This is a genomic window from Gimesia sp., from assembly GCF_040219335.1.
Lineage (GTDB): Bacteria > Planctomycetota > Planctomycetia > Planctomycetales > Planctomycetaceae > Gimesia.
Window position 1 is genome coordinate 140,794 of the sequence record NZ_JAVJSQ010000003.1, and the last position, 19,736, is coordinate 160,529.

Consider the following 19,736-nt stretch of genomic DNA (forward strand, 5'->3'; position numbering starts at 1 on the left):
AGAATCGTATTGAACACATCAGAGACAGACGATATATTAAATAAGATTAAATATTTATGAAATTCTAACTGCAGGTTCGCTCGCGCTTTGCAACCCCGATATGGGAAGTGGAATTGATAATGAAGTTCAATCTACATTCGCGCACACATTCTCAGCATGCTTTTACCGCTTTCAACCCACTGGTACCGGAAGGTCTGGTTGTTCAAAGTCGGCGGAATATGCTCAAAGCCTCTCTGGCCGGCCTGGCAGGTCTGACTGTACCGAACCTGTTGCGTGCTTCTGATTCTCTGCTCTCAGAAGGCAAATCTTCACTCCCCAAGAAGAGTATTATCCTGCTCTGGATGACTGGCGGTCCCAGCCATATTGATACCTGGGACCCTAAACCGGATCGTCCGATTCAGAACCGGGGACCGTTTGGTGTCACTCAGACCAATGTCCCGGGTATTACGATTACGGATCGGCTCCCGAAACAGGCAGCGATGATGGATCGCTTTACTCTAATCCGCTCCGTCGATCCCAAGATGAGCAGCCATCAGCCCAACCAGGTGATGCAGACCGCCAATCTGCTGGCAACACCACGTACAAATCGCAAAGGGGACAAATACCCCGCGATGGCTTCCATTGTCGCCAAGCATCATGGATCAAACCATCCCGGGATGCCCCCTTACGTCGCCTTCATGAAACACGATTCCCATATTGCCTGGGGAGGCTATCTCGGTAAACAATACGATCCCTTCATCGCCAACGATGCCGCCAACCTGCCCGTATACGACATGGTAGGGAAAGACACTGGCGGGATGAGTGGCGGAAAGATGTTCCAGTTCGCTCCCGGTCTGTCCTTTGAGCGGATGAAAAGTCGACGCGATCTGATGCTGCAATTCGACAACCTGCGGAGCGATATCGATCAGGCGGGATCCATGAACGCCATCGACAGCTACAGTCAGCGTGCTTATAACATGGTCCTCGGAAAACGGGTACAACAGGCATTTGACCTGTCTCAAGAGTCGGTTGAAACACGGGACCGTTACGGCAAGCACCTCTGGTGTCAGCAGGCGCTGCTCGCACGAAGGCTGGTGGAAGCCGGCAGTTCGTTCGTCACCCTTGACCTGAGCTATCATACCGCTTCCGGAACCTGGGATAACCACGGTGACAACATTCCTCCGTACGGGGGAATTAAGAATGGACTGGGGCCACTGCTCCCGCTGTTCGACCATCTGTTGACCACCCTTGTTCTCGATCTCGAAGAGCGAGGCCGGCTGGATGATACCCTGGTGATCGCCATGGGTGAGTTCGGTCGATCCCCCATGTCGGGAACCCAGGGCAGCACCGATGGGCGTAACCACTGGCCGGTCGTCATGTCCATGTGCATGGCAGGCGGAGGTCTGAATCATGGCCAGGTGATCGGTGCCAGCGAACATGACGGCAGTAATATCAAGCACCGGCCAGTTCGTCCAGGCGACCTGGCAGCCACCATCTACCGCTACATGGGCGTCCCGCTGGATACGCACTACGTTGATGACAAAGGACGCCCGATCCCCGTGATCGAGAATGGTGCCCCGATTCACGAATTGTTCTGATCCGCGTGTTTCCTGGCTCAATCCGGTTTCGCTGTACTGCCGCGTGTCGCTGATTTTCTGAAAACCACCTGAACGGACACCAGTTCCCCGTTTGCATTTCGAGTGCCATGCGATAATCTGCATGCTGTAAACAGAATACAGTCCCGCTGTGCTCCTGCTAAGCATCCTCACTTGAACTGATAATTCATACAGAGTTCTTTCAGAAACCGTTTTGTGCTCATGACCAATACAGTCCTCGCGACAGATCTTCCCAAATCAGATCAGATCATTCACAACACCAGACTTCGCTGGTGTATCTACATTCTGCTCCTGACAGTCACTGCAGGACAGAATCTGGCTGCGATCATGAACAGCGTCCCTCTGCAAAGTGCGAATGACCGTTCTCGCTGGTGCACCGTCTGGTCACTGGTCGAAGAAGGCACTTATCAGATCGATACCATTAACGATCGTTCCGGCTGGTCCAGCATCGACAAGGTCCGTCACCAGGATCATTTTTATTCATCCAAGCCGCCCCTGTTTCCTACGATGGTAGCGGGCTTGTACTGGCTCATCAAAACAATCACCGGGCTGAACCTGAATCAGAATCTCTATGATGTAGCCCACCTGATTTTGATAATCGTGAATCTGATTCCGATGCTCATTGCGCTGGCACTTATCTGTCGCATGGTCGAAAAGTATGCCCAGACCGATTTCACACGTTTCTTTGTTGTCATCGCTTCCTGCTTCGCTACATTACTGACTCCGTTTCTGCTGACTTTGAACAATCATTCCATCGCCGCCAGTTGCGCTGTCTTTACGCTCTATCCCCTGATGAGAATCATCCTCGACGGAGACCAGAAGAAACGCTACTTTGTCCTCGCCGGTTTCTTTGCCATGTTTACCTGCTGCAACGAACTGCCGGCGGCTCTGTTTGGTCTGGTCACTTTCGGCCTGCTGTTCAAAGCAAATCCACGTCTGACACTGCTGGTATTTTCTCCGGCAGCCCTGATTCCACTGATCGGTTTTTTCGTCACCAACTATGCAGCCACAGGCGGCTGGAAACCCTTCTATATGTATTACGGAACCGAGAAATATCTCTACGAACATAAAGGCGTCCCCAGCTACTGGAAAAATCCGCAGGGCCTGGATCAGAATCTCGATTCCCCGCTGGTCTATTTCTTTCATTGCACGCTGGGACATCATGGTATTTTTTCGCTGTCGCCCATTTACCTCTTAACACTCTTCTCATGGGTGCGCATCAGACAGGCTGCCCAACACAGTCTACGCCTCCTGCTCTGGACCAGTCTTGGTTTGACGGTCATCGTTTTTGGTTTCTATATGACTCGGACCGGCAACTACAACTATGGTGGAAACAGTGCCGCTCTTCGCTGGATGCTCTGGCTCACTCCCTTCTGGTTGATCAGCATGATCCCGCTTCTCGATCAGCTTGCAAACAGGCGCTGGTTACAGTGTGTGGGTGTTCTTTGTCTGCTGCTTTCGGTCTTTTCCGCACATCATCCGCTGCATAACCCCTGGCGCGCTCCCTGGATTTTCTCCTGGTTCAAAGAGGCTGGCTGGATTCAATATGAGCAGCGTCCCCCAGCACTCAATCGCCCCCATTCCAGTTGGCTGGCATCGATTCCGGAATCAAAACCGGAGGTGCCTGAACCATTTGTCGAATTCACCGGTCCCGCCAACGACGGACGGTTGATCCGTCTCAGAATCAGCATCGTCAAATCGGACGACCAACAGAGCAAAGCACGGAACCTGCGCACGATTCAGGTCACCCGTCATCTGGGAAGTGACCAGGTTCAGTCCAGTCGCTACACCGTCGATGTCGCCGCGTTCAATGCTGGAAAATGGCCGGAAGAATTTCTCCAATGGCCGGATGAAAATGTCTCTGACGCAGAAAAGTATGCCGCCTATCGATTCTTCTATGGCATGCCACGCCGTCGGGCATACAATCCTGGCAAGATCAGACACCTGTTTACACCACTTCGCGAAGACGCCTATCGCTGTCAACTGGCAGCCTCACAAGTCGCGGTTACCATCGCCGCCGATACAGAAGCAGAAAAAAAACTGCGCTACCGCACGGATCTCTGGCTTACTGACCAGATTCCATTTGGAGTCGCGCAGTTCGAAACTTCGGTCTATGATAGTTCCAAAGGACAGCTGCTCAGCCGCCAGACACTGATTGTCACCAGTGCCAGCGGGCAGTCAGCAGATTCTACTGAATAAGTTCAATCAACCTACTTTTTCGGTGCTCCAGGACCGGTAATCGGCTGCACCCAGGCACGCTCGACTTCTCCCACCTCTGATGGATTGGGATGCAGCTTTGACGAATGCACAACTGCCCGCACATAAATTTCATTTCCATCAAAATCATAGCTGGCGGAAGTCCCCTTCACCGATTTTAGCGATTCACCAATTTTCTTGCTGTAGCGTTTGGTGGCATGCAGTTCCTCGCCCTTGCTGTCCAGCACGGGAATCCCTCGTTTGGGATAGCCTTCCCGTGTCCCGATGAATTCGATCGTGTATTCTACCCCCTCCTCGGGATCCACTTCCACCTGCATCCCCTTGTCAGAAAGCCGGACTGATTTCAATTTCACGCCGGAGGACGCATAGAACTTCCCGGCCTCCAGTGCCTTCACCAGGGCTTCCGGTTCCAGAGTTTCGGAAAGCACAACAACCCAACCCCGCCCCGGTTCACTGGCGCGACTGGGAATCTTGTGATAGTTATGTCCGTCATCGGTGCCCAGGCCATACATCATGGGCAGGTCCAGTTCAGCCAACCGCTTCGTAAGAATAATGTCCCAGATTCGCTCAGTACCGGCATGAGATTCATCCCCCGAGTTATTCACACCGGGATGACCGTTATAGACTTCGAAGAAATTTTCGCCGATCACCTTCATCAGCTCTTCAGCGGTTACGCCATAATGAAAATTCGGATGATTCAGATGAATCATCATCGACTTACCCGAACGCTCACGTTGGGCCAGCAGTGCGTTGGTATTGTTCTGCATCACCTCATACACGCTCTGCCCTCCGCGTGGCGTTAACAGGGAATGCACATTGGTCGCATTCATATGCACGGGCATGTTCTTGTAACGGTCCGTTACCTCTTCGCTCAGAATCAGCAGAAACTTCCCCGGCTCTCCCAGTTTTTCCGATACCTCTTCGAATGTCCGCATCCGTACTTCGATCTGACCTTCTTTATTTTTTCGCTCTTCAATCCAGTCGGGAAAACGTTTCTTTAATTCTTCGTACGCGTGCACTTTGCCTTTGTTTTTTTCGGGAACGGTCCAGCGTTCTTTGGTTGAGAGCACGTTATGATCCGTGAATGACAGGAAGTCATACCCATGTGACTTATACCAGTCAGCAATCATTTCCAGGTAATCATCACCATCACTCCATAATGAATGCGTATGCAGATTACCTTTATACCATTTCTGCTGCTCAGTCTCTTCCAGTACGACCGGGTCTGCTGCGAAGGTGATCGAGCTCAATCCGGCCAGGCACAGCATAAGGAATGAAAAGGAAGCCACGGCCTGCCGGGCTTGTGAAGAATAAGCGGAAAGATTCAGAAGTTTCATGTAGCTGACTCCAAAGCAAATATCACTAAAATATTAAGATAACTATTTCAGAAACCAGGTGGTGCTTTACTGATGAGATCCGCCTGCAGTTCCTGATTTTTGTAAACATCGGGCTGTGCAACAGGCTTTAAGACAAAATCCGCGTTCAGGATATTACGTAACGCAACAGGAGATGCCCCCCAACGAATAATTACCTGCTTCTCGCCAGGTTCATCTGCATGACTGCGATCAGGAATCTGAAGATCCTGGGGCAACACGGCCCCCTGTATCTGTTTCAGTTCGATATCACCCCACAGATAGAACACCAGAAATTTCAGTTCCAAAGGCACCTGGTCACTCTTGCTGACAAGAAAACAGTCTCCCACATTTTCCGTCAATCGCAGTTGATTTTCAAACTGCAGCAGCCGTTCGCCAGCCGGGTGGGGTTTAGGAATTGAAAAGACACCATAGACCACATGCAAAACAGACAACGCCAGCACCAGCGCGACCTCGACAATCCTGTGGGCATGCTCTTTCTTAAATCGATGACTGTACCAGAGCACCATCACCAACGATAAACCCAGAATGATCAACTGCCTCAAAAAACGCCCGCTGATCAATGGACTGAGAGTATCCGTATTCGAAGCGTTGATGAAAATCACCGCCAGTACCCCTAACGTAAATACGGCCAGCACAGTCGGATAGCCTACACGTCGCAGAGCGATCTGTTGGAATTCCCAGGCAACGACGGCCATCATGGGAATGATGAAGAACAGCTTCCACATGGCCCGGGTACTGGTATTCATCTGGGGAAGATATTGTACGCCCCACCAGAATAAGGCACCACACAATGCCCAGATTACGACCAGACGCAACCAGGCGATCTCCTGCAGATTTCCTCCCTGCGGGTTCAGTACTCGTTTGATACCATGAAACAGGCCGAAAATGGCAAACCCCAACAGGAAGCCCATAGAAGAAATGATATCCCGGGCCAGATAAGACGGGTAAAATTCCGCCTTCCAGTAAAAGCTGATCGTGGGCTGACCGGTGCCTGCAAACCAGTTGGACCAGAAGCCTTCGACCTGAGAAGCCGCCATCAGTTCCCACCAGCCCCCGACGGCAAAACCCGTGAAGGCCAGAACCAGGAGTGATTTCCAGACTCTCAATACCTGCTTCACCCCGGGCATCTTCTGTTGATCTGCCAGGGACCGACCGCGGGGCAGATACAGGGGGTTGATAATAAACACCCCGAGCATCAGTAACACTCCCAGTGCCAGGACTCCTCCCGATAAAAGACAGAGCCCCAACGAAATCCCCCCGCAGAGCAGTTTGTACGAGACCACACCAGATTCAGATTGCAAATGCGTGATGAAGCCCCAGATCGTCAGCAGGGCAAACAGGATGGGGAACGCAGGTGCCTCTATCAGTTGAATCTGCTTGAGCACCACCGGATGGAATGCAAGTAAGAAGCAATAGACCAGCGCATACCGCGGATTACAGACTTTACGCGTCAGTCGATACGCGACATACAACATGGCCGCTGTGGAGAAATAGGAAAACAGAACCAGCGAAGAAGACCAGTGCCCGATGATCGACAACAGTCCGGTGAAGATCCAGCCGACCAGGGGGGGCTGAGAAATCAGTGCATTGCCGCTGTCTCCCAGCAGATGTGCCTTACCAAGACACTGCAATCCAAACCAGGCAGACAGTTCATCAATCCGGTAGGAATGAAAAGCCAGTAACCCCGGCCCCAGCGCCAGTAACGCCACCAGGGGCGACATGACGGAAGCACGTCGCATCACGGGAAATAAATCATGAGCAGGTTCTGCAGATCGCTGCAAAAGCTCCTGATCACTGATGATTACCAAGGTTGTTTCCTTCTCAGAATCTCGAACCTGACTTGGCAGGGCAATCGTGATGTTTAAACCCACAGAACCCCTGACTGATTGATACCCTCTGATTGTACATGACAACAAAACACAGGAACACCTCACTGTCAGAAAAGCCTGGAACGTCGGGTGATCACATGTACGTAACCGGAGCGTGGGGGAGATCTCCCTCCTGATCAGGTCCTTTCGTGCCTGTTTTTCTGATTCTAATCCTGATTCCTGACCAGCTTTACGGAACCCTTGCATTCCTCATCATTTTCCTGATTGGGGAAAAATCAATCAGCCGAACACTCAAAGAGTGCATGAACTGATTGCACCCATTTCTAATCTCAGGATGAGAAGCATGTATAAGGATAAGGTGAAATTTTTAAAATCCTTAAAGTATTGGTCTCCCATGACGCAACACATCAGCATTGACCGCGCCCATCAGTTGCATGAGCTGATCAGCAATGCCATTTCGCAAACCAGTCTGGCTTCTCGTCAGAATGTGCAATATCGAGTCGAACAGGAACAGGTCTACTTGACCGGGATTGTCAGCAGCTATTATGAGAAACAGCTGGCTCAGGAGTCAGTCAGTCGCATCCAGGGGGTCAGACAGGTCCACAATAGCCTCAATGTGGAGCCTGCCTCCCGAACGGCTCTCAGCCTGGATCTCCCCTGAATCCGGCCTCGAGCAATCCTGCTAACATGTTCAATTAAAACATTTTGAGCAAAAAACGAGACAATACATCAGGTTACATCCCCTGACCGTTGTCAAATCCGGGCTGATCTTGTTAGAATTCTCGTTCCATTGGCTGCCGGCCTTGGGAAGCCAATGATTTTGCGCATAGTAAGGGTCCGAACCCCTTCCAGAGATAAACGGTCAATACTACATCAAAAGGGACATGGGAAGACAATGTCTTTACGCAGAGAACAGTTAGAACGTCAGTTACAGAATGCAGAAGCTGCTATTTCAGACTATGCCAAAGTTCTGGATGAACAGAACATTCCTGCAGAAGCGCGTAAGAAACACCCCAAATGGCGGCAGATCAACGCTCAGAAAACTCAGGTTAAAAACCGGCTTAAATCTCTGAAGAAGATTGAAGACCGGGAAGCTGCGATCAAAGCAGGCTCTTCCACAGAAACTGCAGACGAATAAGCTGCCCCATTTCGAAGTGAACCAATACAGCTGAGTCGCCTCATTACGAGCGCAACTCAACCGGAGAGATGGCAGAGTGGCCGATTGTGCAGCACTGGAAATGCTGTGTCCCGGAAACGGGACCGGGGGTTCGAATCCCCCTCTCTCCGCTTTCTTTTGTACATGACCGCTTTTGACCCTTTTTTTGTAGGACCAAACGATCAACCGGAATTGAAGATTCTGATTTTGTGCTAGATTTGTGCTGATTAGAAAACCGGTTCATTGTGAACCCTCCTGTAGAAAAATATTTTGACATTGCTGTCGTACAAATGGGCCTGATCCATCAGGCCACAATTTAAAAACCAGCCGGAGACTCTGGGACTTCCAGAGCCCCGGCTTTTTTATTTAGAACGGTGTGAGCAGGTCACCACCTCGTTCGAAAACTCTCTATGCCAGACAACTACGCGTCCGGCCGATTCAATCGCTGCATCGCAGCCTGCGACTCCTGATCAGCAATATGCGTGTAATGTTGCAGTGTCTTATGATCGACATGCCCCACCCAGCTACGGATAATCGCTTCAGGAATGCCCTGCACGATGGCCCGCGAAATAAAGCTGTGACGGAACGTATGCAGGTGGCCTTTCAGCTTCAGCTTTTTCAGAGTTCGTTTGAGTGACTCCAGCAGCCTGCGTTCAGAGACCTGATGATCCCCCTGGGGATATTTAGGGGACGCCCTGGCCGTAAAGACCCAGCGACTGTGCCGGGGCTGTGCCTGCAAAACTTCGCAAGCGCGATCAGAGATCGGGATCGAGCGTACGTTCCCGGTCTTCGTCGTCCAGTTATCCTTCGGACGGATATGTATCAGTCCCTGCTTCAGGTCAACATCGTCCCAGGTCAGCCACCGCAGTTCTCCGATCCGTAATCCGGTTTCCGCCAGAAAAGTAAATACCGGACGATGAACCTTAGAGCTGGATTTAATAACCATATCAAGCTGATCCAGATTCCAGAACGGTTGTGGCTCTGTTTTGGGTTCAGTGAGCCGCAAGCCTTCCAGCGGATCTTCGTCGATCATACGACGCGTTTTGGCAAAAAGTAACAGGCGACGGATTACTCCGACTTCGGTATAGATCGTCTTGGGTTTCGCCCCCTTCTGTTTCCGGTGTTGCCGGTAGGCATCCACAAATCGAACGTCAAGCTGCTCCAGTTTGTAGAGATTACGTGATTCAGCAAACTCAGCAACGTCTTTCAGTACCTGCCTGTATTTACTGATGGTTTTTGGACGCAACTCCTCCGTTTTACAACTTTGAATGAGTGCTTCTATCGCATCAGTAATCAGAACAGGTTCGGATTCAACAGTTTTTACTGTGTCTCCTTTTAACAGTTCGCGCTCCAGGGCGAGTGCCCTGGCACGCGCCTCCTTCTTATTTGAAGTTTTCAGAGATTTGCGCATCTGTTTACCGCGAATTTGCATATTGATGTACCAAACACCATTCCGGTTAAATATCGATGCAACCTCACCTACACGTTCATTATTCGTATTGACGTTTTTAATTTTCGTATTCATAATTTCTATACTCCTTTACTCATCAGCTTGAGAACCAAGCGATCACGGAGAAAACGCAGATGCTTGCCGACCCGCTGAGCAGAGTCCGTCAGCTTGCCTTCTGATTTCCACTGATAGATGGTGGCCTTGGGAACGTTAAAGAGTTCCGCTGCCTGGTCGACCGTGAGAATCGGTGGATACTTATCGGCCCATTCCCCAGTTGAAAAAGCCTTGGTGATTTCTTCCCTCGTGATTTTGAGAGTTCGTCTCTCTGACATCGTTGATCTCCTACTTCATGGAGTTCTTAAAGCGGGGGATCAGACGTCACACCAAATGTGGGTCTCCTCTGGCATAGTGATTTCCGTACGAAAAATATTTCGACAAGACTCAGATGCCGGTTGGCAGCAAGTGCATTAGCACCAAAATCCACCTAAGCAGCTATATTTAATGGAGTTACAGCTACGATGGTCAGAAAAACTACACTGAGCGATCAATATGGGACGGTTCGGATCGAACACTGCGATTACTGGGATCTGGAATGTCCCATTCTGCGGAAGGCACATAAAGCTGCAGACTCAGCCTTAATCTGCCGGTGGCGACCTGCAGATGAAATCAGCGATCAATTACCAGACGATTTTGAGTTGAAGTTTCTTTGCTTGAAGGGAAAGGATTCCGTCCGGCGATTACTTCCCATGACCGGGAGCGATTTATTGCTTACCAATCTCTTTGCAGGTGGGCTTTCGATACTGAACCGGAATCAGGATCTCAGTGCAGCCGAACGCAGTAGTTATCGCCTGATGTTTCATTTTTTCCAGAGAATTAAGAAACTCAATAATCACTTAGAAAGAAACTTCGCTAGCTCGCAAGACTTGACTGTTAAAAGATCCGGACGAGAGACATCTGGAAGAAAAACTGTTCTACCGGAGTATCTCGGGGTCGCCTACGGCGGAGAAGAAGCCCCATGGAGTCTTGATAGATTGCAAACAGAAGGCAAACTACTGGCAAAAGAGTGCGGCATCGAAAATCCGGACCGGAAAGAGACTATCAGCTATGGCTTTTTTGCAGCAGCAAAAACTTCACCCATGCAGTTAACTAATTCTGAGGGAATTGAATTCTTAGTCCGAATAGCGTTATACAACGAGCAGAATACCGTTCGCTGTGATCCGGAATGCCAACACTGGATTGAAGATCGCATTCTGACAGCAATAGAAGAGCACATGGGCGATACGCAGGAAGAATTTGATAACTGGTTTGCAGGTCCCAAAAACTCGTTTCTAACCCAGATTTCAAAGCGGAAGAGTCCTTTTGGAAAACTCAATAATGGTATGGTTCGTTGGACTCTGATGGATTTAGGCTGGAAGGCCTATCGCTATGTCGGAAATTGTATTCATGCGCAAATGCGTTGCTTCCAGAATGCGTTACCAGCACCGTTGAATCAGAGTGAGCGGAAGATTTATGAGATGATTTATTTGAAACAGGATTATCTCGGTGATTTTCCCTTGCTGTTGCTTAAAGAACGGCTTCCGCTTCTGACCGCACCAATGTTGTCGGTCTTGTCTGGGGACGATGATTTTGACTTTGTCGGAACCATTCATCAACTTCTCTACTATTATTCAGACATGACTGACAATCGCCGTGGGGCAGATAGACGCACCCAGTTTTTCAGCAAAGCCTGTCGTCCATTTGGAGGAGTCAATAATGCATACAACAAACTCGTTAGCAATGATATTTCTAAACTAGCTATGGGCGATACGAGGGACGATGAAGGCTGGAATGACTGATATTATCACTTTCAGGTGTCTGGGCTTGACGTTCTTGTTGCCAGCACTTTACAAGTGCCGCTGCAATAACACGAGAGAAATCCCTGGCAGCAGGACTGAGTGTTTCTGCTACTGAGTTGGATTTTGGAGTTGGTTCATTTTTCATGCGATTTCCTTTGACTGGAGTTAATAGAAGGTTCATCGGAACTGAAAATACGCAATGTTATTAATGATAAGTCATCATTCAGCATTCAGTATTCAGTTCCATGGCAAGCAGGTTCAGCATCATGTCCCGGCTACACGCCAGACCACGCAGCCAACGTCCAAAGCTGTGCACCATCAATCCTGCCGCCATGTTGGCTGTGTAGATGGTGCCCTGGGCAGTGCAGCTGCCCTGATGAGCTTCCTGTTGGGGAAACAGTGTCTCTGCATACTGCTTAGCGCTCAGCGGATCTGAAACCGTGAGCACACGCATGACTTCCCCCTGCATCCGTCCATCACACCAGAAATCACAGTGCGTACTTGCAGATCGCCAGATTGCCGCACGGGCAGATATGGAATCCACACAGCAGAAGATAGCCTCTCCGATATTCACAGACGGACGAAACCGATCTGGAATCGTCTCCACGTGAATCGAATCATCAAGTTCCCGGATCGACTGCGCTGTTGCTTCAACTTTTGCCAGCCCCATCTCCTGTGTCCGATATCCTTGAGTCGTGATATTGGTTAATTCGACTTTATCGAAATCCACAAGTTGAATACGCGGTGTTCCGATCGCCGCCAGTTGTAGTGCCACCTGACGGCCAATGGCTCCCACACCAATCACGGTCGCCGAAACCTGAGAAAGCTTCTCAGAGGGGACCAGACTACTCTGTCTCTGAAAACGGTCTACTGTTGTCTTTGTCACAGCAAGTCTCCTTCCAAATCAAGATCATCGAAATAAAAATCGGCATCCCAGTCAAAACCGCCCAATGCCAATAACGGCCTGCCGGGTTTGTGTTGTTCGGGATGCACGTTCGTTAAATATTCCTCTTCCCAGCATTCGGGATCACAGCCCGGAAAGAGCTCTGAGTAATCCCGCCTGACCGGAATCTCACATTCAAACGCGGGGCCGACATTCATCCGCAGACGGGCGTAAGACTGTCCCTGCCGGGCCAGGATGAACATCACGGCCCAGTCGGATCGACCAAAGACGCGTTCAAACGTCTCTTCATCGGTCGGACTGGGCTCTGGACAGTGTCCTGGGTGGGTGTGGATCCAGATCCGGCCAAACTGCTCAGGGCGTAGGCCAGTATCGACCTGATCGTCAAAGAAATTCGCTACCGCCTCGTCGTCGAAGGCCACATGGACCAGCGAGCAGGTCTGTTTCACCAGTTGCAGGTCCTGGACCAGTAGCAAATCCCTCGGGGCCGTGATTCCAAAGCCGCCAACCTCCGTATCACCATAATCACGCAAAAACAGCAGTTTGGCCCAGGCGGTCGGACTAAAGCGGAGTGACGGCAGGAGAGACCGTCTCCGGCGACGTGGTTTCCTGGTCCGGTTCGTACGTTTCTTCATCTTCCTGTGTTTCACAGATCGGGCACCTTTCTTCATGATCGAGGCAATTTGAACAACAGCTGGAACGACAGAGTCCACACTCTTTCAGGCAGGATTCACAGCAGTTATCGCGACAGACTTCACAGCGGGTCACGCAATCGTGGCAAAATGAGGAGTTACAGTCGGCACAGCTATTGGTACATTGCAGGCACAACCGGTTCTCGCAATTTGTGCAATGGGTCTGTTCATCTGTGGTCACGACATCCGCACATTCACTGCATTCCGCACTATGCCAGTCGCTGAGAGCGACATAGGGACTTTCCGGGTTGTAAGTGAGTAACAGGCGATTCACCAGCACGAAAAAATCCAGCAGTCGTCCCTGTTTCAGGGAGCGTCTGATGGGCACGCGGGCGTCTCCTTCACAGACATTGTCATACTGCACATGAGGATGCGTGACCGCATCATTGGTTATCGGTGGCTGCGGGTCTTGGGCAATCACTGTGTAGTGAAAGGGCGAGTCTGAATTCAATGCTGCCAGTTCCAGCCGAATCTCAAACGCTCCCAGATAGACGCCCTCCAGCATGACTGACTCTGTGACGACTGAAATCGTCTTATTCTTGAGATCGATGATGTAATCACCAAATTCCTCTTCCAGGGCCAGCAGGTCTTCATAGACGATACGTATTGCAGGAACAGGCTTTTCAGCAGTGGCAGACTCCAGTTCCTGCTGCAACGTCACAAGTTGCCGTGTTAGCTGAAGTACTTCTGTGATCAGTTCCCGTTCCACTTTGGCGGCCGCACGAAACCAGCCGCGCTCCTGGGCCTGCTGTCGCATGCGGATCAACCGCAGACAGCTTAACCAGGCCGCTTCCGGCAGCCCGGTATTCGTCTCACTTGTATGTGTGCTGAGTTGTTTCTCTACCAGACTGGCCATCCGCCAGACCGTTTTCGAACTCTGTTTCATAGTTCGTTTACTCCCATTAATTGAAAACAGGCTGCCGGGAAAGTGGTCCCGACAGCCTGTCAGAGACAAAATAATTCACTTCAACAACGGCTAGTTTTTCGCACCTTCGATTTTCGTTGGAGTTATAGATATCCGGTCCCCGTCCTCTAACGTCTGATCGGGAGGGCATGGTTGACGATTGACCCGGATCAGGTATTCCGACGCGTTCGCATCTCGCATGCGTTGTTCGAACAGTTGAGAGACCGTGGTTCCTGTGGCGACTTCGATGTAGTCCGCGAATCCGCCGCCGTCGTTATTAATCAGCAAAACTTTCATAGCATTCCTTTCTGGAATTGAATTGGAGATGTAAAAAGAGAAATCGTTGGTTTAACCAAACGGCTTTCGTTTGCGACGTCGTTTTCTATGCCGAGACTTAACGGCACGTCGTCCCCGTTGCCGCCCACTATGGAGCATCAGCAAGCGATTTGAGTGGAAGGGAGCATCTGCCTGACTGAGACAGTGAAAGCCCTTGAGATCGGAATCACACCAATGACGGTACATGATTCAATCCCTCTGCCTGCTTAATCATTCGCTGGTTTTCCAGTTCGTCCCAATCGATGACCAGCGGTCCCGACGTTTCCGAATCCGGATCAACGCTTTCATGGGGCTCTGCCAGTAAGAAGCCCAGGCGTTTGACGGTGGTGATTGTCTCGCCGGTGGCCAGGGCGACGGCCCGATTCAAGTCTGACTGTTTCATCTAATGTCTCCTAAAAACAAAGGGTTCAATAAAAAAGCCCCGATCCTGCAGGGACAATTCTGCAAGACCAGGGCTTATTGTGGGAAATTACAATCTCAGGGGCTGGGGGAGAGCCAGTGCTGATCCAGCCAGTCAACTTCTGACTGCAGGGCCGCACTCCGTTTTGTAAACGGACCCAGCCGCGGTCCCTGGACGGGGGACAGATTCACGATCCATTGCCCGGTAGCATTCGGTTCAACAAACGAGCCGCGTGAGATGTGCAGTGGACCGAGGGCAGCTAGGTCGATGGCTTCGGCATAAATGCAGCGGACTTGCCCCTCGGGTGTGATCAAGAGTTGCATACAACCTCCTTACTTCGGAGTCCGCATTATCTGACGCCGCGGCCGGTCGACCAGCAGACCATCCAGGGCAGCCTGGACGCCCGACAGATCAGAGGCTACCTGCTGCCGGAGTGTGTCCCGTTTTCTCAGTTCCTGGGGCTGAATCCCCTCCACAATGTTCTGGCACTGTGAGACGAGCGCATCCAGCTGTTCGTTGGAACGGACATTCAGAGATCGGAAACGTTCAAAGAACTCATGCAGGTTCCCGATGGCCGAGTCCCGGAAGACTTTCGGGCGGCCGTCGGCCTGCCCGCTCAAGCGATCCGTGAGATGCGACACCAGCTTGGTCAGCTCGTCCAGAAAGGCGTCCTCCGCCAGCCGGACCGCCTCTTCGAACCGTGACTGCACGCGCTGGCACTCCTGTTCGTAGAGCTCGGGATTGAGCTGCCTGAGATAATTCGGCGGTTCGATACTGGGGTATTCCCAGGTGATTTCGAACAGCCCCACCAGCGTTGCAGGATAATCGTCGTCGTTGAACAGACTACCCAGTCGCTCCCGGGCCGCCGATTTCATGGACAGGTATTGTTCATCCAGTTCCGCGACCGCCTCGGCCAGTACTTCCGTAAACCGATGCATCTGCTCCTGGAAAGCGTTCAGTGCATCCTGTCGCAATAAGCGGATGCCTGATTCCGGAAAAGGCAGACTGACCGAGGTCCAGTATTTCCGTACCTGGTTACGAACGGCACTTACGGCCCGAAAACGGGGATGTCCCGTATCCAGCAGCTTCTTACCGGCACTCAGGAACGCTCCTTCCGCCCCAAACGATTCGGCGGCCTGGGCCTTCTGGTCGCGTGTGAGCGACTTCCGTGTACCAAACCATTCAAAACTGACCCGCGTCGCACACATTGTCACCCGAAGTCGGTCGATCGGATCGTGGCGGGTCTCAACTTCTTCAATAGTAGCCATAGTCATCGATTCTCCTTGATTAGAGTCAGGTTTAGTTTCTGCGAGGATCGCGGGAGAGCTTTCGTTGTGCACGGGCTCCCGACCGCTCTCCATGAACAAAGACGCCCGGTTGCTCTGCAGACAAGCAACGGTTGCTGGCCCAACGTCTGAGTCGGGCCACTGATTCCGCGGCCGTGACAGCCACGGGGACCACATTTTCAGCAGCCTGGGTTAACGGGACATCCAGCAGGGTCGCCAGTCGGCAGCAGGCCCGAATTTCGGAACCGGTCCAGTGCCGGTCTTCGGGCTGCTTCTGGTCCTCTGTAAGCCCATACTGTTCCCGGTAGATTTTCCAGATCATCTGCTTCTGCGAGTCCCCGGGCAGATCCAGAAAGAAGAGACCGTCAAAGCGTTCGGCCCGGATCAGCTCGGGAGGAAGTTTTGAGATGTCGTTGGCAGTGCAGACCACAAATACATCGGAAGTATGGTCATTCAACCAGCTCAGCAGCGATCCCAGCATGCGCGTGGAGACGCCACTGTCAGACTGTCCGGACGAGGCCGCCCCGCTCAGGCCTTTTTCGACTTCATCAATGAATAGAACGGCTGGCTGCATGGCATCGACGATCCGAAGTGCCTGTCGTGTTCGCTCTTCAGTCTGGCCGACCAGCGCGCCCATCAGGGTACCGACGTCGAGAGTCAGAGTGGCTCGTCCAGTCTCCCTGCCCAGGGCTTTGGCGAAGGCACTTTTCCCGGTCCCTGGGACTCCCAACAGCAGCACGCCCCGAGGACGCACAGGGGTTGATTCCTGCGATCTGGGACGCAGTGCACATCGGCAAAAGGCCTTGAGAGATTCCAGGCCTCCTAGGTCATCAAATGATTCCGATCCGCTGTGGAGCGTTAACAGTCCGCTTTTTAGCAGCGTTTGGGCCTTCAACTCCAGGACGACGGAGACATCGATTCGTCCGTGTCGTACCAGGGAGAGGCTGAAGGCCCCTTCGGCTTCATATCGGGTCAGTCCACAGGCAGCGTCCAGGACACGCTCCAGTTCCGGTCCTCCCGGCAATTCACCGGGTTCCGTGGCAATGCTGCGGGCGATTTCTTCCAACTGGCTCCGATCGGGGAGATCGTGTTCCAGGCAGACGAACATTTTTTCCAATTCCGTGGGAATCTGGACCAGGCTGGAGAGGACGATTACGAAGGTCCGGGTCTGCTTTCCCAGGCTGATCTGTTGCGTCAGTACCTGAATGATCTCAGGGGAATTGATGAACCGGTGGAAATTCTTGAGAACCAGCAGCGTGGGCCGGTCTGGATCGGCCTGGCTATTGAGACTGTGGATGGCTGCCAGGGGATCGGGATACGACGTGTCGTTGTCTCCAACGATCTCTGTTCCCTGCAGACCCCGGTCAATATCCCAGGAGAGCAGGCCCCAGTCTTCACTGTGACAGAGACGCGTGATTTCCAGCAACGCCTCGTCGTGTTCGTGGCTCTGAACCCAGATGCCGGTAAAACAGGCGCGTACGTTCTCCGCCAGTCGTTCGGATAGTAGCATAGGTGTTTCCTTGTTGGTTTGAAGGAAAAGATGTGTGAAGAATGCTTAAGCGGTTTCAGCCAGTTGGCCGATCGTTTCCAGCCAGGAGATGATTTCCCCGTCCGGATCACGTTCCTGCAGCAGGGAGACCGTCATCTCCTCGACGGCGCTGGTATTGAGCCAGTGCTTGGCCCGATTCCTGAGCTTGACCCGCGGTCGACGATCGAGGCGTTCCCAGCAATAGTCGTCATGACGGCTATCAAAGACCCGCTGTGCCACTTCCGACGCCACGCAATCTTGGTCCCCGAATTCAGGTGAGATGTTGGCAACGGCCTCTATGGCACGGGGATGCAGGTAGTTTTCCAGGCTCCTTTTCCGTGTCAGCACGGCACTGCAACGGGGACGGCGGTTGATCTGGGCAACCATTTCCTCCCGCTGCTCTGTTTCAGGGGGGCTCTCCCCGTCATAAAGATGGAATTCTGCGAGTTGAAGTGGGGCCAGCCGCCTGATCCAGGCCCGGGGATAACCGCCGATCGGGAGAAAGATGAGTTCCCCGCTGCCCTCCATGGCTGCCAGATCAGGGAGTGCGGGCTGCTCGGCATGGAGTAGCGTCGAGATGCGTGTCAGGAATTCGATGTCGTGCGTCCCTTCGACGACGACCAGGATACGCACCGGTGGGGGATGTTGGACAATCCGCCCAGGTAATTCCTGTATGTCATGTGATGTGAAAGCTAATTCTCCTGTATAAATTGGTTGGGTTCCTGTTGAACCGTCTGGTGGTACTCGGCAGTCAGCTGTTCCGAGGAGACTGTTCCCAGGGCCGATTCCAGAAACCGGCTGGCGTCCCGACAGCGGGAACCGGTAAAGCCGCGGGTTTCAATCCGGGACTGACCGTCGGTTGAAATGATGATTTCAATGGTTTGCATAACCCTCTCCGATCTGAATAGTGAGTTTGACGGAACCGTCGCTGAGCCGGTTTTCCAGGACGGAATGTCCCTTACGTCTGGCTTCCAGACGGCATTTTTCTACGCCATAGGATTGCAGCAGCCTATTGAGGTGAGTCGGCTCACCCCACCGGCCTTCAAAGTTGTCGTAGCGGACCTGGCCCTGTTCGACGTCGAAGACGACGGGATATCGCCAGTCGGGGAGACGAACTGCGTAACCGGTGGCTTCCCCGCTAAACAGCGGGACGGTTTCGTGAACGGGCTCTCCCAGTTCGAGTCGACGGCAGGCCAGCCCCAGTGCTTCCGCATCGCGGACCTCTGTCTGGATCGTGACAATGTGTGACATATCATGTGTTCCTTTCTGTAGGATGAGGGGGATCGGGTTGCTGCGGGAAATCTGGCAGCCGTGGTTGGTCTGGATCTGTGTTTCCAGGTGGCATCAGCCGCGGTTCGGCTGAGATCAGGTCTTCCAGCAGCAGTTCCGTCATTTGTTGATCGTCTGCGGGTTCGATTTTCTGACTGAGCAGCAACCAGCAGATCAACAGGGGCAGCAGGCTGACGACCACCATGGCCACCCTGGTAATTGCAGCGGCAATGATCGGATCACGATTTCGTCTGTCAGCGATTTCACGACGTTCCGCTTCCAACTGGTCCCGCTGATGTCCGATCTCGTTTCGCTCGGTCTGCATTTCGCGCTGCAGGACGACCATCTCCTGCCGGGACCTGGCATCCGCTTCCACCAGTTCCCGTGAGCCGGAGGCGACTTCCTGCTGGAGTTCCGCCATCCGCTGGTTCTGCTCGGCTTGGCGATCCAGTTGCCGCGTGGCTAGTTCGGCCACACGGCTGTTTTCGTCGGAACTACAGCCGGCTCCGGTCAGCAGGATCAGTGCCAGTGTGATTCGTAGAATCCGTTTTTCCATTTGCCCTCCAACGATGAATCAAGTGTCTGAGAATTCCCTGCAGCGCCAGCCGCAACCGCCGTTCCTTGATCAAAGCGACAACGGCCAGCAACAGACCGACAGAGACGAACGTTAAAACTACGTATTCCAAGTAATGCTCCTTTCTGATTGGGGATGTGTAAAAACAAAACGCCACGCATTCTGTGCAATGCGTGGCGTTTTTACTGATGAAGAGTTTGAATTTGGGATCAAATACCATCGTACGATAGCTAATCTTTCCCCTATATATTGAACTAAACCGCTTCGCGGTAGGCCTGGGATCGGCAACTGTGATTGATCCTTCCGCTGAGGGCTCGTCCCCCCGGACCGTAAAGCACACGTAGGTACCCAGGTCCGTCTGTACGGCCTGTTCCGAATATTCCGATTT

The 19,736-nt window shown here is 52.3% G+C and carries 21 protein-coding genes and 1 tRNA gene; 6 read left to right on the forward strand and 16 right to left on the reverse strand.

What is annotated here, in order from left to right; genetic code table 11:
• Positions 1-119 precede the first annotated feature (119 nt).
• Together RID21_RS01020 and RID21_RS01025 are read left to right on the forward strand one after the other, a co-directional pair.
• Entirely contained in the window at positions 120-1,577 is a 1,458-nt protein-coding gene (locus RID21_RS01020; RefSeq protein WP_350186767.1) for a DUF1501 domain-containing protein, read from the forward strand.
• A 219-nt stretch (positions 1,578-1,796) separates the two neighbouring features.
• Entirely contained in the window at positions 1,797-3,794 is a 1,998-nt protein-coding gene (locus RID21_RS01025; RefSeq protein ID WP_350186768.1) for a hypothetical protein, read from the forward strand.
• Between the two features lie 11 nt (positions 3,795-3,805).
• Here the strand turns inward: RID21_RS01025 and RID21_RS01030 are convergent, their stop codons facing one another.
• Both RID21_RS01030 and RID21_RS01035 read right to left on the reverse strand, forming a co-directional pair.
• Positions 3,806-5,149: a CehA/McbA family metallohydrolase domain-containing protein gene (locus tag RID21_RS01030; RefSeq protein ID WP_350186769.1), complete on the reverse strand. Its 1,344-nt coding sequence runs from the start codon at positions 5,147-5,149 to the stop codon at positions 3,806-3,808.
• A 47-nt stretch (positions 5,150-5,196) separates the two neighbouring features.
• Positions 5,197-6,996 carry an ArnT family glycosyltransferase gene (locus tag RID21_RS01035; RefSeq protein WP_350186770.1) on the reverse strand — a complete coding sequence of 600 codons (1,800 nt, stop codon included), beginning with the start codon at positions 6,994-6,996 and terminating at the stop codon, positions 5,197-5,199.
• Between the two features lie 364 nt (positions 6,997-7,360).
• Between RID21_RS01035 and RID21_RS01040 the strand changes: the two genes are divergently transcribed.
• The 3 genes from RID21_RS01040 (at position 7,361) to RID21_RS01050 (ending at position 8,304) form a co-directional block, all read left to right on the forward strand.
• Positions 7,361-7,678: a BON domain-containing protein gene (locus RID21_RS01040; RefSeq protein ID WP_350186771.1), complete on the forward strand. Its 318-nt coding sequence runs from the start codon at positions 7,361-7,363 to the stop codon at positions 7,676-7,678.
• Positions 7,679-7,912: 234 nt separating this feature from the next.
• Positions 7,913-8,155, forward strand: a complete 243-nt coding sequence (locus RID21_RS01045; RefSeq protein WP_350186772.1) for a hypothetical protein — start codon at positions 7,913-7,915, stop codon at positions 8,153-8,155.
• Positions 8,156-8,217: 62 nt separating this feature from the next.
• A tRNA-Ser gene (locus RID21_RS01050) sits at positions 8,218-8,304 on the forward strand.
• A 290-nt stretch (positions 8,305-8,594) separates the two neighbouring features.
• Here the strand turns inward: RID21_RS01050 and RID21_RS01055 are convergent.
• Positions 8,595-9,698 (reverse strand): site-specific integrase, encoded by a 1,104-nt coding sequence (locus tag RID21_RS01055; protein WP_350186773.1) that lies wholly within the window; start codon positions 9,696-9,698, stop codon positions 8,595-8,597.
• 5 nt (positions 9,699-9,703) lie between these two features.
• Positions 9,704-9,955 (reverse strand): helix-turn-helix domain-containing protein, encoded by a 252-nt coding sequence (locus RID21_RS01060; protein ID WP_145451773.1) that lies wholly within the window; start codon positions 9,953-9,955, stop codon positions 9,704-9,706.
• 186 nt (positions 9,956-10,141) lie between these two features.
• On the opposite strand from RID21_RS01060, the gene RID21_RS01065 reads away from it, so the two are divergent.
• A complete protein-coding gene (locus tag RID21_RS01065; protein ID WP_350186774.1) occupies positions 10,142-11,458 on the forward strand; it encodes a hypothetical protein in 1,317 nt (438 codons plus the stop codon).
• Positions 11,459-11,681: 223 nt separating this feature from the next.
• On the opposite strand, the gene RID21_RS01070 is transcribed toward RID21_RS01065, so the two are convergent.
• From RID21_RS01070 to RID21_RS01125, 12 genes are all read right to left on the reverse strand, one after another.
• Positions 11,682-12,344 carry a HesA/MoeB/ThiF family protein gene (locus RID21_RS01070; RefSeq protein ID WP_350186775.1) on the reverse strand — a complete coding sequence of 221 codons (663 nt, stop codon included), beginning with the start codon at positions 12,342-12,344 and terminating at the stop codon, positions 11,682-11,684.
• Positions 12,341-12,994: a hypothetical protein gene (locus RID21_RS01075; RefSeq protein WP_350186776.1), complete on the reverse strand. Its 654-nt coding sequence runs from the start codon at positions 12,992-12,994 to the stop codon at positions 12,341-12,343. Before RID21_RS01075 ends, RID21_RS01070 begins: the two co-directional genes overlap by 4 nt.
• Positions 12,921-13,937, reverse strand: coding sequence for a hypothetical protein (locus RID21_RS01080; RefSeq protein ID WP_350186778.1), 1,017 nt, complete (start codon positions 13,935-13,937; stop codon positions 12,921-12,923). The genes RID21_RS01075 and RID21_RS01080 overlap by 74 nt, the downstream gene beginning before the upstream one ends.
• 90 nt (positions 13,938-14,027) lie before the next feature.
• Complete coding sequence (locus tag RID21_RS01085; protein WP_350186779.1) at positions 14,028-14,252, reverse strand: MoaD/ThiS family protein; 225 nt, start codon at positions 14,250-14,252, stop codon at positions 14,028-14,030.
• A gap of 205 nt (positions 14,253-14,457) precedes the next feature.
• Entirely contained in the window at positions 14,458-14,673 is a 216-nt protein-coding gene (locus RID21_RS01090; RefSeq protein ID WP_350186780.1) for a hypothetical protein, read from the reverse strand.
• A 95-nt stretch (positions 14,674-14,768) separates the two neighbouring features.
• The gene (locus RID21_RS01095) at positions 14,769-15,014 is read right to left on the reverse strand and encodes a hypothetical protein (protein WP_350186781.1); all 246 of its coding nucleotides are present in this window, start codon (positions 15,012-15,014) and stop codon (positions 14,769-14,771) included.
• A 9-nt stretch (positions 15,015-15,023) separates the two neighbouring features.
• On the reverse strand, positions 15,024-15,965 hold the full coding sequence (locus RID21_RS01100) for a hypothetical protein (RefSeq protein WP_350186783.1): 942 nt from the start codon (positions 15,963-15,965) through the stop codon (positions 15,024-15,026).
• 25 nt (positions 15,966-15,990) lie between these two features.
• Positions 15,991-17,487 (reverse strand): Ycf46 family AAA ATPase, encoded by a 1,497-nt coding sequence (locus tag RID21_RS01105; RefSeq protein WP_350186784.1) that lies wholly within the window; start codon positions 17,485-17,487, stop codon positions 15,991-15,993.
• A 45-nt stretch (positions 17,488-17,532) separates the two neighbouring features.
• The gene (locus RID21_RS01110; protein ID WP_350186785.1) at positions 17,533-18,138 is read right to left on the reverse strand and encodes an ATP-dependent endonuclease; all 606 of its coding nucleotides are present in this window, start codon (positions 18,136-18,138) and stop codon (positions 17,533-17,535) included.
• A gap of 59 nt (positions 18,139-18,197) precedes the next feature.
• On the reverse strand, positions 18,198-18,392 hold the full coding sequence (locus RID21_RS01115) for a DUF2997 domain-containing protein (RefSeq protein ID WP_350186786.1): 195 nt from the start codon (positions 18,390-18,392) through the stop codon (positions 18,198-18,200).
• Positions 18,379-18,756 (reverse strand): DUF1257 domain-containing protein, encoded by a 378-nt coding sequence (locus RID21_RS01120; RefSeq protein WP_350186788.1) that lies wholly within the window; start codon positions 18,754-18,756, stop codon positions 18,379-18,381. Before RID21_RS01120 ends, RID21_RS01115 begins: the two co-directional genes overlap by 14 nt.
• 1 nt (position 18,757) lies before the next feature.
• On the reverse strand, positions 18,758-19,330 hold the full coding sequence (locus RID21_RS01125; protein ID WP_350186789.1) for a hypothetical protein: 573 nt from the start codon (positions 19,328-19,330) through the stop codon (positions 18,758-18,760).
• Positions 19,331-19,736: the final 406 nt, after the last annotated feature.

Bases quoted from the DNA above. Each gene is read 5' to 3' on its own strand.
- RID21_RS01020 (WP_350186767.1), top strand. From the start codon at position 120: ATGAAGTTCAATCTACATTCGCGCACACATTCTCAGCATGCTTTTACC.
- RID21_RS01025 (WP_350186768.1), top strand. From the start codon at position 1,797: ATGACCAATACAGTCCTCGCGACAGATCTTCCCAAATCAGATCAGATC.
- RID21_RS01030 (WP_350186769.1), bottom strand. From the start codon at position 5,149: ATGAAACTTCTGAATCTTTCCGCTTATTCTTCACAAGCCCGGCAGGCC.
- RID21_RS01040 (WP_350186771.1), top strand. From the start codon at position 7,361: ATGTATAAGGATAAGGTGAAATTTTTAAAATCCTTAAAGTATTGGTCT.
- RID21_RS01045 (WP_350186772.1), top strand. From the start codon at position 7,913: ATGTCTTTACGCAGAGAACAGTTAGAACGTCAGTTACAGAATGCAGAA.
- RID21_RS01055 (WP_350186773.1), bottom strand. From the start codon at position 9,698: ATGAATACGAAAATTAAAAACGTCAATACGAATAATGAACGTGTAGGT.
- RID21_RS01060 (WP_145451773.1), bottom strand. From the start codon at position 9,955: ATGTCAGAGAGACGAACTCTCAAAATCACGAGGGAAGAAATCACCAAG.
- RID21_RS01065 (WP_350186774.1), top strand. From the start codon at position 10,142: ATGGTCAGAAAAACTACACTGAGCGATCAATATGGGACGGTTCGGATC.
- RID21_RS01075 (WP_350186776.1), bottom strand. From the start codon at position 12,994: ATGAAGAAACGTACGAACCGGACCAGGAAACCACGTCGCCGGAGACGG.
- RID21_RS01080 (WP_350186778.1), bottom strand. From the start codon at position 13,937: ATGAAACAGAGTTCGAAAACGGTCTGGCGGATGGCCAGTCTGGTAGAG.
- RID21_RS01085 (WP_350186779.1), bottom strand. From the start codon at position 14,252: ATGAAAGTTTTGCTGATTAATAACGACGGCGGCGGATTCGCGGACTAC.
- RID21_RS01090 (WP_350186780.1), bottom strand. From the start codon at position 14,673: ATGAAACAGTCAGACTTGAATCGGGCCGTCGCCCTGGCCACCGGCGAG.
- RID21_RS01095 (WP_350186781.1), bottom strand. From the start codon at position 15,014: ATGCAACTCTTGATCACACCCGAGGGGCAAGTCCGCTGCATTTATGCC.
- RID21_RS01100 (WP_350186783.1), bottom strand. From the start codon at position 15,965: ATGACTATGGCTACTATTGAAGAAGTTGAGACCCGCCACGATCCGATC.
- RID21_RS01105 (WP_350186784.1), bottom strand. From the start codon at position 17,487: ATGCTACTATCCGAACGACTGGCGGAGAACGTACGCGCCTGTTTTACC.
- RID21_RS01115 (WP_350186786.1), bottom strand. From the start codon at position 18,392: ATGCAAACCATTGAAATCATCATTTCAACCGACGGTCAGTCCCGGATT.
- RID21_RS01120 (WP_350186788.1), bottom strand. From the start codon at position 18,756: ATGTCACACATTGTCACGATCCAGACAGAGGTCCGCGATGCGGAAGCA.
- RID21_RS01125 (WP_350186789.1), bottom strand. From the start codon at position 19,330: ATGGAAAAACGGATTCTACGAATCACACTGGCACTGATCCTGCTGACC.